This is a genomic window from Streptomyces sp. NPDC008137 (assembly GCF_042957035.1).
Taxonomy (GTDB): domain Bacteria; phylum Actinomycetota; class Actinomycetes; order Streptomycetales; family Streptomycetaceae; genus Streptomyces.
In genome coordinates this window covers 1-12,646 of sequence record NZ_JBIBHN010000026.1, presented here as the reverse complement: position 1 = coordinate 12,646, position 12,646 = coordinate 1, and the positions used below count along the sequence as shown (strand labels likewise).

Here is a 12,646-nt window from a genome sequence, read left to right as displayed (position 1 = left end):
ATGGGCATGACGGGGGAGGGGCGTCGCGGGATGTGGCGCTGGGCGGTCATCGTGTGGGCGCTCGCCGTGGTCGTCGCGGGCGGGCTGACGTTGTGGATGCAGGACTCGACGGAGCCTCAGGGGCCGTACGTCTGGGAACAGACGAAACCCGACCGGACACCGAGTCCGCCGCCCTGCCCGACGCCGGAGGGCATCATCGATGTGGCGTGCGCGTATGTGAAGGCCGACTAGAGATCTTTAACGGTTCGGGTTACGCCGGGTCGTGACGGTTGTCGTGTGCCGCGCTATGCCGGAGGGGTGAGGTATCCCGATGGTGGTGGATTGACGGCCGAGGAACGGTCTCGGTGTGAGCGAGTCCGGCTCGCAGCTGCTGATCTGATCGAGGCGGGGGCCGGCGACCGGGAATGGCCCGACGGCTCAGGGTGACCCGGATGTCGGCGAACCGCTGGCGGCGGGCGTTGGCTTCAGGCGGTCGGCAGACGCTGGCCTCGAAGGGCCCTGGCGGCGCCCGCAGCAAGCTCGACCCGGGACAATTGCGCGTGCTGGAGACGGTGTTGGATGCCGGCCCGGCCGCCTCCGGCTGGAGTGACCAGTGCTGGACGCTGGCCAGGATCGCCGAGATCGTGCGCCGACAGTTCGGCGTCGAATACACCCTGGCCGGGCTGGACCTGCTGCCGCACCGCACCAAGCGTGTCTCGATGGCGGCGCTGATCTGCGCCAAAGCCGGCCACCGGCCACGGCTGATCTACCGCATCCACCTCGACCGTGGTCCCGCCAAGGGCCGTCGCAAGGGCTTCACCGAGACCGACTATGCCCGCCTGCTGGATGATGCCGCGCACCAGCAGCTCGGCGGCCCCATCGTTCTGGTCTGGGACAACTTGAACACCCACGTCAGCCGCACCATGCGCGAGCTGATCGCCGCCCGATTATGGCTGACCGTCTACCAGCTGCCGCCGTACGCTCCTGAGCTCAACCCCGTCGAGGGTGTGTGGTCGCTCCTGAAGAGGTCGCTAACCAACCTCACCAAACAGAGCCTCGACCAGCTCACCAGGCTGGTGAAGACCAGGCTCAAACGCATGCAATACCGCCCCTGTCTCATCGACGGTCTCGTAGCCAAGACCGGGCTCGACCTCCAATGCTCTGTGCCGCCCAGCAGTGACTGACGTCACGATGATGCATCTGGTGCAGCACGTGTCGACAGACTACCCAGGTGAAAAGCTAAAACTTGCTAATTTGACGTCATGTGCATGCTTTGAAGAGCGGCATGGCAAGCGTTAGCTTGGTATGCATGATTGATGTTCCAGAAGAGGCATCGAAGGATCTGGTCTTGGCCGAGGCGTTGCGGTGGGGCGTGTCCCGCCTGGCCTCCCGGCTACGCGCCGAGCAGCCGGGGAACAGCCGCTCCTTGACGCGGCTGGCCGCATCCGTGCTCGCCAACCTTCGGCACAGCGGCCCACTGACCCCGTCGGAACTGGCCGCCATCGAAGGGCTGCAGACCCAGTCACTGACCCGGGTGCTCAACGAGTTGGAGGAACACGGGCGAATTCGCCGGTCGAAGAGCGAGGTGGATGCCCGTCGCCAGAACATCGAGGTCACGGAAGCGGGGCGGGAGGCGCTGCGGGAGCACGTGCGCGATGGCAACGCCTGGCTGGCGGCGGTACTGCGTCAGACGCTGTCACCTGCCGAGCGCGGTGTCCTGCAGATCGCCGCCGGACTGCTGGAACAGGTGGCGGAGGCCGAGGTGGCCGTCGATGAGTGGTGGGGGCCGGCGCAGGCGTCAGGGCAAGGCGAGGGGGCGGCCCCGGCGCTATGACTACTCACTCAACCGGTAAGGCATCAGCCGGTCATCAGCGCCCGTCCCCCGAACTTCCGAAACGGCTCCCGCTGTTGATGGTTCTGGCCGGACTGAGCGGCGCAAGCCCGCTGGCCACAGACATGTACGTCCCCGCCCTCCCAGACCTGGCCCGCTCCTTGGCAACCGATGCTTCCGGCGCGCAAATGTCACTGACCGGGTTCCTGGCCGGAATCATCGTCGGGCAACTCGTTCTGGGCCCCCTCAGTGATGCGGTCGGCCGCCGGCCCGTCCTCATCGGCGGATCCGTGCTGTTCACTGTCTTCTCCGCCGTGTGTGCTCTGGCGCCCACGGTTGAGGTGCTCAACACGGCACGAGTCGGGCAGGGCATCGCGGGAGCGGCCGGGATCGTCGTCTCCCGCGCTGTCGTGGCCGACCTCTACGACGACCGTGAACTTCCTTTGGTCTTCTCCCGCCTGGGAGCGATCACCGCCACGGCCCCGGTCCTGGCACCCTTAGCCGGAGGCGCCCTGTTGCTCGCGGTGTCCTGGCGCTACGTCTTCGCCGTCCTCGCCCTCATGGGCTTACTACTGTCGCTGGGCATATGGCGCTGGATCCCCGATTCCCACCCGCCCCACGCCCGCCTCACCGGCGGGATGACCGCCAGCCTGCGCGCCATCGGAGAGGTCGCCGCACAGCGCGCCATCCTCGCACCGGTGCTGGCCCTCGCCTGCGGCGGGGCCGCCGTCTTCGCCTATATCGCCGGAACCACCTTCGTCTTCCAGGACATCTACCGTCTCTCCCCGGCTCTTTCCAGCCTCGTCTACGGCGTCAACGCGGTCGGCAACATGGCAGGGAGCCTGGCCTACGGCCACCTGGCCAAACGCCGAGCCCCTGAAACCCTCCTCATCACCAGCGGGGCGCTGGCGACGACGGGGGCGGCAGCACTACTCCTCATCCAGGCGACCACCGGCAGCACCACGCAGCTGACCTGGCTATGCCTGTTGATCACTATCAGCGCATTCGGCGTCTTCTTCCCAGCCGTGATCACCGTCGCTCAGAGCCGCGGACGCGCTGCCCCGGGAGCTACCTCCGCTCTCCTGGGCGGAAGCCAGTTCCTCTTCGGCGCGGCCGCATCCCCCCCTGGTCGGGCTATTCGGTACGCAGAGCCCGACGCCCATGGCAGCCGTGATGAGCAGTTGTCTCGCCCTGGGAACCCTGGCCGCCATCGCCACCAAACGTGCACACACCTCTTAAGGGTTGATGCCCCAAGGGTGCTGATCACGGCCCGGACAACAGCGAGTCCTGCGCCAGAGACCTTCAGCCGCTGTAACGCCAGCCCTTGAAGGTCTAGCGGCGCGGCCCGCCCGTCTCCGGGTCCCGGGCCGTCAGGCAGTACGTACCGCCCGCCGGGTCGCGCATCACCGTCCAGCCGGAGTGGTCGGCCACACGTACGGCCCCGAGTCCCTCGTGCCACGCCCGGGTCGCGGCGACGTCCGCGCAAGCGAGGTCGAGGTGGGCGGAGGCAGGGCGTTCCTCGCCGAGGCGTTGCAGCAGCAGCCGGACCGGCAGGCCGGGGGGCGGCTCGACCACATGGAACTCCGGGAGCGCGCCGGGACGCGACACCCAGCCGTCCAGCAAGCCGCTCCAGAAGGCGACTTCGGCGTCGTACGACGACGGAGGGACGTCCACGCACACCTGGTCGAGCCGGCTGCCCCGCACCACACCCGGGCGCGACGACTGGCCGCGCCACGGATCCGCGCAGAACAACTGCCCGCCGGGCGAACGCAGCACGACGAGCGACCCGAGGTCCGCCACCACGCCCGCGCCGAGCCGCACCGCCGAGTCCGCGAACGCCGCCACGTCGTCCACGCAGAAGTCGAGATGAGCCCCGCCATCTCCCGACCGCACCGCTTGGGCCTTCACGCAGGCGTCGGCGCCGTCGGGCAGCAGGGTCACGAACTCGGAGTGCTACCCCCGGAGTTCGGAGAGTCGTGTGTCCGTGACGGCCGTCCAGAAGTCGCATGCGGCACCGAAGACCTCGCGTGGCCGGTCGGCGAAGGCGTATGTCCAGTGGATCCTCATGGGCGCGATCGTAGAGGGGCCCCGTCACGGCCACCTGCGTGAACCTTGACCAGCCTTTGCCTCGCCGTTCCCCGCGTATTGGTCCGCGCTTGTTTGCATTCAGGAATGGACCACATCACGTTCCTCGTGGCGGTCGTCATCGTCACGGCGCTCGCCTTCGACTTCACCAACGGATTCCACGACACGGCGAACGCGATGGCCACGTCCATCGCCACCGGCGCGCTGGCTCCCCGTACGGCGGTCCTGATCAGCGGTGTCCTCAATGTCGCCGGTGCCTTTCTCTCCACCGAGGTGGCCAAGACCATCTCGGGCGGCATCGTGGACGACACCCTCGTCAGCCCGGGGATGATCTTCGCCGGGCTGGTCGGGGCGATCCTGTGGAACCTGCTGACCTGGCTCCTCGGGCTGCCGTCGAGTTCCTCGCACGCCCTGTTCGGCGGGCTGATCGGGGCCGTGTGGGTCGGGGCGGGCAGCCACGGCGTCAACTTCGACAAGGTCGTCGAGAAGGTGCTCGTCCCGGCGGTGGCCTCGCCGCTCGTGGCCGGTGTCGCCGCCCTGATCGCCACCTACCTCGCCTACCGGCTCACCGACCGCGCCCGCAAGGACTCCGTCACCAAGGGCTTCCGGATCGGCCAGATCGCCTCCGCCTCGCTGGTCTCCCTCGCCCACGGCACGAACGACGCGCAGAAGACCATGGGCGTGATCACCCTCACCCTGATCTCGGCCGGCGCGCTCGGCCACGACGCCGGCCCGCCCCTGTGGGTCATCGCCTCCGCGGGCCTCGCCATCGGCCTCGGCACGTACCTCGGCGGCTGGCGGATCATCCGCACGATGGGCAAGGGCCTCACCGAGATCCAGTCGCCGCAGGGCTTCGCCGCCGAGACCGCGTCCACCACCGTCATCCTCACCTCCGCCCACCTCGGCTTCGCCCTCTCCACCACCCAGGTCGCCTCGGGCAGCATCCTCGGCGCGGGGCTCGGCCGCCGGCTCGCGGAGGTCCGCTGGGGCGTCGCGGGCCGGATGGCGATCGCCTGGATGGTCACCCTGCCCGCCGCCGGTCTGGTCGGCGGCCTGGCCGCGAGCGTCGTCCAGAACGGCGGCGATCTCGGTACGGCGGTCGTCGCCCTGGTCGGCGCCGCCCTCGCCGGGGGCATCGTGCTCATCTCGCGCCGCAACCCGGTGCACGCGAACAACGTCAACGACGCGCACGAGGTCGGCATCCGCACCGAGCCGCCCGCCAAGGTCGGCGCGGCGGCCTGAACGACGGGGAGTCGACATGCATCTGGACTGGACCGCACTCGGCCAGGTCGCCGCGGTGAGCGTCGGCGCCACCGTCGCGGTGGTCGTCGTGTTCGCCTTCGGCGTCCTCGGCCTCGCCCGACTGGAGGGCGCCCGCGAACAGCCGGGCGGCACCTCCGCCCTCGGCCTCACCCAGGCCGCCCTGTGCTTCCTCGCCTGCGCGGCCGTGGTGGCGTACGGGATCTACCTGATCCGGCCTCAGTTCCACTGACCGTCAGTCACGACAGACCGACTGACCCGTAGGTACGACTACGCACGACGAAGGGGCCCGGCCGGTACTCCCGGCCGGGCCCCTTCGGGTGGCCCATGGGCTTCAGGCCTTCTTGGTCTCCCAGAAGATCTTGTCGATCTGGGCGATGTAGTCCAGAGCCTTCTGGCCCGTGGCCGGGTCGGTCGAGCCCTTGGCGGCCGAGAGGGCCTTGAGGGCGTCGTTGACCAGCTGGTGCAGCTCCGGGTACTTCTCGAAGTGCGGAGGCTTGAAGTAGTCGCTCCAGAGCACCGAGACGTGGTGCTTCGCGAGCTCGGCGCGCTGCTCCTTGATGACGGTGGCGCGCGCCTGGAAGTGCGGGTCGTCGTTGCCGGCCATCTTCTCCTGGACAGCCTTGACCGACTCCGCCTCGATGCGGGCCTGGGCAGGGTCGTACACACCGCAGGGCAGGTCGCAGTGGGCGCTGACCTTGACCTTGGGGGCAAACAGGCGGGAAAGCATGGAGCATTCCTTCCTCGTGATCGTCTTCTCACAGGGGACATTACTCCGTGGGGGACTGGTTTTCGCGGGTGCCCCCATGGGCTTAGGACAAAAGTCCGGGGTGAGACTGAGACTGGTGGAGGAAGAACCGGGGAGGTGCCGGGTGATGCCGGAGCTGTCGCAGGAGTCCGAGCGGGGGAGGCCGGGCGCGCCCTTCGGCGTCGCCGAGGTGACCGGGCCGTCCATGGTGCCCACGCTGCACCACGGGGACCGGCTCCTCGTGCACTACGGGACCCGGGTCAAGCCCGGTGACGTCGTCGTACTGAGGCATCCCTTCCAGCAGGACCTGCTCGTCGTGAAGCGGGTCGCCCAGCGGCGCGAGAGCGGCTGGTGGGTGCTCGGGGACAACGCGTACGCCGGTGGTGACAGCACGGACTACGGCGTCGTGCCGGAGGACCTGGTGCTGGGGCGCGTCCGGTTCCGTTACCGGCCGCGCGGGGCCGGGCGTTCGCCGTGGGCGCTGCTGGGCTGGGTGCTGTCGGCCGCCAGGCCGGTGTTCTCCGACAGATCGGCCTCACGGCGCTTGCGGGCGCGGTAGGCCGCCACGTTGGCGCGGGTCGCGCAGCGGTCGGAGCAGTAGCGCCGGGAGCGGTTCGTGGAGGTGTCCAGGTAGGCGTTGCGGCAGGGCGCGGCCTCGCACAGGCCGAGCCGGTCCACGCCGTACTCGGTCAGGTGGAACGCCAGGCCCATCGCCGCGATGGCCGCGTAGCCCGCGGTGGCGTTGGACGGGTGGTCCGCCAGGTGCATGTGCCACAGGGGGCGGCCGTCGTCGTCGCGGAAGTCGTGCCCTGAGATCTGCGGGCTCACCGGGAACTCCAGGAGGAGGGAGTTCAGCAGGTCGACGGCCAGGGTCTCGTCGCCGGTGTCGGCCGCCTCGAAGACCGCGCGCAGCCGCGCCCGGATCGAGCGGAACCGTGTGACGTCCGAGTCGGTGGCGCGGCGGGCCGCCGACTGGCTGGCACCGAACAGGTCGCGCACGGCCTCGACCGACGTCAGCGTGTCCTTGCCCCGGGCCGGTTCCTCGGTGTTGACGAGGCGCACGGCATAGTCCGAGTAATAGGCCAGTTCCACTTGTAGTCCTTACGGAGGGGCTTTATTGTCGTGAACGCGGACTTGTAACGGCTGATAGTGCTTCCAGGGTATTACGAGGGAGGGGCTCGATGACGGACGCCGACACCACTGCGGCCACCACCGACTGGCGTGCCTGGCAGGAGAGCTGGGACCGGCAGCAGGAGTGGTACCTGCCCGACCGCGAGGAGCGGTTCGGGATCATGCTCGACATGGTCGAGGCCCTGGTGGGCACCGCCCCGCGCGTCCTCGACCTCGCCTGCGGCACGGGCAGCATCACCGCCCGGCTGCTCGCCCGGTTCCCGGATGCCACCAGCACCGGCGTCGACCTCGACCCGGCGCTCCTCGCCATCGCCGAGGGCACCTTCGCGGGCGACGACCGGGTCGGCCTCGTCACCGCCGACCTCAAGGACCCCGACTGGCCGGCGAAGCTGCCGTACGACACGTACGACGCCGTCCTGACCGCGACGGCCCTGCACTGGCTGCACCGGGAACCCCTCGCGGACCTCTACGGCCAGGTCGCGGGAGTCGTCCGCGACGGTGGTGTCTTCATGAACGCGGATCACATGATCGACGAGTCGACGCCCCGGATCAACGCGGCGGAGAGCGCTTCGCGGCACGCACGTATGGATCAGGCCAAGCGGGACGGCATCCTCGACTGGTCCGAATGGTGGCAGCTCGCCGCCAAGGACCCGGTCCTCGCGGAGCCCACCGCCCGGCGCTACGAGATCTACGGCGAACACGCCGACGGCGACATGCCCTCGGCGGCCTGGCACGCGCGCGTACTGCGCGAGAAGGGGTTCGGCGAGGCCAGGCCCGTGTGGTGCTCGCCCTCGGACACCCTGCTGCTCGCCCTGAAGTAACCGGCCGCGGACGAGCGAAGGGGGCGGTACGGAGATCCGTACCGCCCCTCGGTGTTCGTACCGTCAGAGCACCTTGGACAGGAACGACTTCGTCCGCTCGTGCTGCGGGTTCGTCAGCACCTCGCGCGGGTGACCGGATTCGACCACCACTCCGCCGTCCATGAAGACCAGGCTGTCGCCCACCTCGCGGGCGAAGCCCATCTCGTGGGTGACGACGATCATCGTCATGCCGGACTCGGCGAGGTCGCGCATGACGTCCAGGACGTCACCGACCAGCTCCGGGTCGAGCGCCGAGGTCGGCTCGTCGAACAGCATCAGCTTCGGGTCCATGGCGAGGGCCCGGGCGATGGCGACGCGCTGCTGCTGGCCGCCGGAGAGCTGGGAGGGGTAGCTGCCCGCCTTGTCGGCGAGGCCCACCCGGTCCAGGAGCTCCTGGGCGCGTGTGCGGGCCTGGCTCTTGCTGACGCCCTTGACCTGGACGGGCGCCTCCATGACGTTCTCGACGGCCGTCATGTGCGGGAACAGGTTGAAGCGCTGGAAGACCATGCCGATGTCCCGGCGCTTGACCGCGACCTCGCTGTCTTTGAGCTCGTAGAGCTTGTCGCCCTTCTGGCGGTAGCCGACCAGCTCGCCGTCCACGTACAGACGGCCGGCGTTGATCTTCTCCAGGTGGTTGATGCACCTCAGGAAGGTCGACTTGCCGGAGCCGGAGGGGCCGATGAGGCAGAACACCTCGCCGGACTTCACCTCCAGGTCGATGCCCTTGAGGACCTCTACGGGGCCGAAGGACTTGTGGACGCCCTCGGCCTTGACCATGGCGTTCATGCGGTGCCTCCCGTCGACGCCGAGCGGTTGGACAGGGACAGCAGGTTCGCCTTGATCTTCTGGAACGGGGTGGCCGGGAGGGACCGGCTCGAACCACGCGCGTAGTACCGCTCAAGGTAGTACTGGCCCACGCTGAAGACCGAGGTCAGCAGCAGGTACCAGGCCGCCGCCAGGAACAGCATCTCGGCGGGGGCGCCGGAGGTCTGGCCGATGTCCTGGGCCGCGCGCAGCAGCTCCGGATACTGGACGACCGAGACCAGCGAGGTCGTCTTCAGCATGTTGATGACCTCGTTGCCCGTCGGCGGCACGATCACGCGCATCGCCTGCGGGATGACGATCCGGCGCAGGGTCTTCGTGTGGCTCATGCCCAGCGCGTGCGACGCCTCCGTCTGGCCCTCGTCGACCGAGAGCAGACCGGCACGGCAGATCTCCGCCATGTAGGCCGCCTCGTTGAGGCCGAGGCCCAGCAGTGCCGTCAGGAACGGGGTCATGAAGTCCGACCACTCGTCCTTGTAGAACGGCCCGAGGTTGATGTACTCGAAGACCAGGCCCAGGTTGAACCAGACGATCAGCTGGACCAGGACCGGGGTGCCGCGGAAGAACCAGATGTAGAACCACGCGATCGACGAGGTCACCGGGTTCTTCGACAGGCGCATCACGGCAAGCAGGACGCCGCCGATGATGCCGATCGCCATGGACAGCACGGTCAGCAGCAGCGTCTTGCCGACGCCGTCCAGGATGCGGTCGTCGAAGAAGTAGTCCGGGATCGCGTCCCAGTTGATCTTGCCCTGGGAGAACGCGTAGACGATGCCGCCCAGCAGGGCGAGTGCGACGACGGCGGTGACGTACCGCCCGTAGTGCCGGACCGGGATGGCCTTGATGGCCTCCGGTCCGGCCGGGGGCGTGTCGGCCGGCGTCTTGTCGATGTCAACAGTCACGGGTGTTGCCTTTCAGTGCCGCTGCGTCGCGGTCACTTGCCGCCGTTGATCGTGGCTTCGTCGATGGCGCCGTCCGTGACGCCCCACTTCTTCATGATCTTCTCGTATTCGCCGTTCTTGATGACGGCGTCCAGCGCGGCCTTGAGGGCGTCGCGCAGCTCCGTCTGGTTCTTGGCGACCGCGATGCCGTACGGAGCGGCCTCGACCTGCTCGCCGACCAGCTCGAAGTCCTTGCCGCCGCCCGAGGTCTTCACCGCGTACGCCGCCACCGGGAAGTCGGACGAGCCGGCGTCCGCGCCGCCCGCGCGCAGGCGGGTCTGGGCCTGCTGGTCGTTGTCGAAGGGCTCGATGGCGATCTTCTTGCCGGCCGGGCACTTCTTCGACTCCGCCTTGGCGAGGTCTTCGGAGACCGTGCCGCGCTGCAGCACGATCTTCTTGCCGCACAGGTCTGACCAGGTCTTGATGCCCTGGTCATCGCCCTTCTTGGTGTAGATCGAGACACCGGCGGTGAAGTAGTCGACGAAGTCGACGCCCTCACCGACCTTCTTGCCGGTGTCGGAGTCGATGCCCTCCTGGCGGTCCTTGGTGTCGGTCATCGCGGACATGGCGATGTCGTACCGCTTGGAGCGCAGACCCGTGATCAGCGTGTCGAAGGTGCCGTTCTCGAACTGGAAGTCGACCCCGAGCTGCTTGCCCATGGCGGCGGCGAGGTCCGGGTCGATACCGACCGTCTTGCCGGCGTTGTCCTTGAACTCGACCGGGGCGTAGGCGATGTCGGAACCGACCTTGATGACGCCCTTGTCGCGGATGGACTTCGGCAGCTTGTCGGCGAGCGGGGCGGAGGCCGCCGTGTCGCTCTCCGAGCCGTTGTCCTTGGTCTGGTCACCGCATCCGGTGAGCATCAGCGCGCCTGCGACCGCGATCGCACCGACCGCTGCTAGCCGGGAGTGCGCGGCGGTCCTACGACGGGTGGAGCTTGCGGTCATGGTGGGTTCCTCCGGCGGATGGGTGGAGTTGCCGATGGGGCCGGCGACTGCCGGTACGGCAGCGCCATGGGGTCGACGAGTGCACGCACCTTCGAGTGTCGCGACCTCGTGTGATTACGGCATCTTGCCATTCGGACTGCGCGATTCTGGCGGCCAGCCATGTCAAAATCGGATAACGGGCGATCCCCGAACCGCATCACCCAGGTACATCACGGCTGGACCTTCTACAGGAATCAGTGCTTCCGGCCGGAAGATCTTCGGCGTAACCAGGGAATTCAGCATGGGGCCCGCGAACTTCGCGGATGCTTGAGTGGTTGTCGACGCTTTGTCCAGAGGTTGTCCCGAAAATGTACGAAGCGTCGGGGCGCCGTCATGTGACCTTCGCGTTATGGACTCGTCGTCGGCGCCTTCCGTCCGGTAAGAAGGGTCTTTACACCCCTCATCCGGGGCTCAGGGCGCGTGTGCGGCGCGCCCGTCGCGTACGCGCCCGTACGTATCACGTACAGAGCACGACCACGGCGGTACGCGGTCCCGCCCACCCCTCACCAGGAGTGGCCACCCTCAGACCAATGAAGATTTAAGGGGTAGAACGAAGTGGCAGCGGAGATCGTCAATCCTCGCAGCGAGAGCAAGACCGGCGATACGGGTCACGAGGGCGGTGCGGAGCCCCTCGACTCCTTCGACCCGGCGTTCGCATTGCACCGCGGCGGCAAGATGGCCGTGCAGGCCACCGTGCCGGTCCGTGACAAGGACGACCTGTCCCTGGCGTACACGCCCGGCGTCGCGAAGGTGTGCAGCGCGATCGCGGAGCAGCCGGACCTCGTCCACGATTACACGTGGAAGTCGTCGGTCGTCGCCGTCGTGACGGACGGTACGGCCGTGCTGGGGCTCGGTGACATCGGGCCGGAGGCCTCCCTCCCGGTGATGGAGGGCAAGGCGATCCTCTTCAAGCAGTTCGGGGGCGTGGACGCGGTTCCGATCGCGCTGAACTGCACGGACGTCGACGAGATCGTCGAGACCGTGGTGCGGCTCGCGCCCTCGTTCGGCGGGGTCAACCTGGAGGACATCTCGGCGCCCCGGTGCTTCGAGATCGAGCGGAAGCTGCAGGAGCGGCTGGACATCCCGGTCTTCCACGACGACCAGCACGGTACGGCTGTGGTGACGCTGGCGGCCCTGCGGAACGCCGCGCGGCTGAGCGGGCGGTCGCTGGGCGAGCTGCGGGCCGTCATCTCCGGGGCGGGGGCGGCCGGTGTCGCCATCGCGCGGATGCTGGTCGAGGCCGGGATCGGGGATGTCGCGGTCGCCGACCGCAAGGGTGTCGTGTCGGCGGACCGGGACGACCTCACCGCGGTGAAGCAGGAGCTGGCCGGGTTCACGAACAAGGCGGGGATCAGCGGGTCGCTGGAGGCGGCGCTGGCCGGGGCCGATGTGTTCATCGGCGTGTCCGGTGGGACGGTGCCGGAGGCTGCGGTTTCCTCCATGGCGGAGGGTGCTTTTGTCTTCGCCATGGCGAATCCGAACCCTGAGGTGCATCCCGAGGTCGCGCACAAGTACGCGTCCGTGGTGGCTACCGGGCGGTCGGACTTCCCGAACCAGATCAACAACGTGCTGGCGTTCCCGGGGATCTTCGCGGGGGCGCTGCAGGTGCGGGCCTCCCGGATCACCGAGGGGATGAAGCTGGCGGCGGCCGAGGCGCTGGCGTCCGTGGTCGGGGACGATCTCGCCGCCGACTACGTCATCCCGTCGCCGTTCGACGAGCGGGTCGCGCCGGCGGTGACGGCGGCTGTGGCCGCGGCCGCGCGGGCTGAGGGTGTGGCTCGGCGCTGACGTGCTGGTGCTGTGATGTGGCCCCGTCCGGGTTGGGCGGGGTCATTTCTTTTGGCTGGGGTGGGTGCGGCTGTTCGGGTGGCCGGATGCCTGGCGCCGGCCGGTGGGGGGTCGGGGCCGTGTCGGGGGGTGTCCGTCCTCGGAACGTCGCGATGGGGTTGCGTACCGACTCGCTGTTCGTTGACGCGACAACCGCTGCGGGCGGACACCCCCCG

Annotated in this window: 14 protein-coding genes and 1 pseudogene; 9 read left to right on the top strand and 6 right to left on the bottom strand. The window is 68.6% G+C overall.

All coding sequences use genetic code 11. The features are described from left to right. From ACFZBT_RS30735 to ACFZBT_RS30720, 4 genes are all read left to right on the top strand, one after another. On the top strand, positions 1–231 hold the full coding sequence (locus ACFZBT_RS30735; RefSeq protein WP_391110328.1) for a hypothetical protein: 231 nt from the start codon (positions 1–3) through the stop codon (positions 229–231). 200 nt (positions 232–431) lie between these two features. Further along, the gene (locus ACFZBT_RS30730; RefSeq protein WP_391110325.1) at positions 432–1,163 is read left to right on the top strand and encodes a transposase; all 732 of its coding nucleotides are present in this window, start codon (positions 432–434) and stop codon (positions 1,161–1,163) included. Between the two features lie 125 nt (positions 1,164–1,288). Beyond that, a complete protein-coding gene (locus ACFZBT_RS30725; protein ID WP_391110322.1) occupies positions 1,289–1,813 on the top strand; it encodes a MarR family transcriptional regulator in 525 nt (174 codons plus the stop codon). Between the two features lie 77 nt (positions 1,814–1,890). After that, positions 1,891–3,138, top strand: a complete 1,248-nt coding sequence (locus ACFZBT_RS30720; protein ID WP_391110320.1) for a Bcr/CflA family efflux MFS transporter — start codon at positions 1,891–1,893, stop codon at positions 3,136–3,138. Positions 3,139–3,142: 4 nt separating this feature from the next. Here the strand turns inward: ACFZBT_RS30720 and ACFZBT_RS30715 are convergent. Continuing rightward, positions 3,143–3,877: pseudogene (locus ACFZBT_RS30715) on the bottom strand (VOC family protein). 105 nt (positions 3,878–3,982) lie between these two features. Between ACFZBT_RS30715 and ACFZBT_RS30710 the strand changes: the two are divergent. Together ACFZBT_RS30710 and ACFZBT_RS30705 are read left to right on the top strand one after the other, a co-directional pair. After that, a complete protein-coding gene (locus tag ACFZBT_RS30710) occupies positions 3,983–5,137 on the top strand; it encodes an inorganic phosphate transporter (protein ID WP_391110317.1) in 1,155 nt (384 codons plus the stop codon). 16 nt (positions 5,138–5,153) lie between these two features. Further along, positions 5,154–5,387: a hypothetical protein gene (locus ACFZBT_RS30705; protein ID WP_391110314.1), complete on the top strand. Its 234-nt coding sequence runs from the start codon at positions 5,154–5,156 to the stop codon at positions 5,385–5,387. A gap of 102 nt (positions 5,388–5,489) precedes the next feature. On the opposite strand, the gene sodN is transcribed toward ACFZBT_RS30705, so the two are convergent. Continuing rightward, entirely contained in the window at positions 5,490–5,885 is a 396-nt protein-coding gene (gene sodN / locus ACFZBT_RS30700) for a superoxide dismutase, Ni (protein ID WP_030928916.1), read from the bottom strand. A 145-nt stretch (positions 5,886–6,030) separates the two neighbouring features. Between sodN and sodX the strand changes: the two genes are divergently transcribed. Beyond that, positions 6,031–6,462, top strand: coding sequence for a nickel-type superoxide dismutase maturation protease (gene sodX, locus ACFZBT_RS30695; protein ID WP_391110311.1), 432 nt, complete (start codon positions 6,031–6,033; stop codon positions 6,460–6,462). On the opposite strand, the gene ACFZBT_RS30690 is transcribed toward sodX, so the two are convergent. Continuing rightward, positions 6,348–6,995: an ABATE domain-containing protein gene (locus tag ACFZBT_RS30690; protein ID WP_391110308.1), complete on the bottom strand. Its 648-nt coding sequence runs from the start codon at positions 6,993–6,995 to the stop codon at positions 6,348–6,350. The two genes, sodX and ACFZBT_RS30690, sit on opposite strands and share 115 nt — an antisense overlap. 89 nt (positions 6,996–7,084) lie before the next feature. On the opposite strand from ACFZBT_RS30690, the gene ACFZBT_RS30685 reads away from it, so the two are divergent. Continuing rightward, positions 7,085–7,855, top strand: coding sequence for a methyltransferase domain-containing protein (locus ACFZBT_RS30685; protein ID WP_391110305.1), 771 nt, complete (start codon positions 7,085–7,087; stop codon positions 7,853–7,855). Positions 7,856–7,918: 63 nt separating this feature from the next. Here ACFZBT_RS30685 and ACFZBT_RS30680 read toward each other — a convergent pair whose 3' ends face one another. Genes ACFZBT_RS30680 through ACFZBT_RS30670 form a run of 3 tightly spaced genes read right to left on the bottom strand, consistent with a single transcriptional unit; the run spans position 7,919 to position 10,604 of the window. Further along, positions 7,919–8,680 (bottom strand): ATP-binding cassette domain-containing protein, encoded by a 762-nt coding sequence (locus ACFZBT_RS30680; protein WP_391110302.1) that lies wholly within the window; start codon positions 8,678–8,680, stop codon positions 7,919–7,921. Next, on the bottom strand, positions 8,677–9,618 hold the full coding sequence (locus ACFZBT_RS30675; RefSeq protein ID WP_391110299.1) for an ABC transporter permease subunit: 942 nt from the start codon (positions 9,616–9,618) through the stop codon (positions 8,677–8,679). The genes ACFZBT_RS30680 and ACFZBT_RS30675 overlap by 4 nt, the downstream gene beginning before the upstream one ends. A gap of 32 nt (positions 9,619–9,650) precedes the next feature. Continuing rightward, positions 9,651–10,604 (bottom strand): transporter substrate-binding domain-containing protein, encoded by a 954-nt coding sequence (locus ACFZBT_RS30670; protein ID WP_391110296.1) that lies wholly within the window; start codon positions 10,602–10,604, stop codon positions 9,651–9,653. A 594-nt stretch (positions 10,605–11,198) separates the two neighbouring features. Here ACFZBT_RS30670 and ACFZBT_RS30665 point away from each other — a divergent pair. Continuing rightward, the gene (locus ACFZBT_RS30665) at positions 11,199–12,431 is read left to right on the top strand and encodes a malic enzyme-like NAD(P)-binding protein (RefSeq protein ID WP_391110293.1); all 1,233 of its coding nucleotides are present in this window, start codon (positions 11,199–11,201) and stop codon (positions 12,429–12,431) included. Positions 12,432–12,646: the final 215 nt, after the last annotated feature.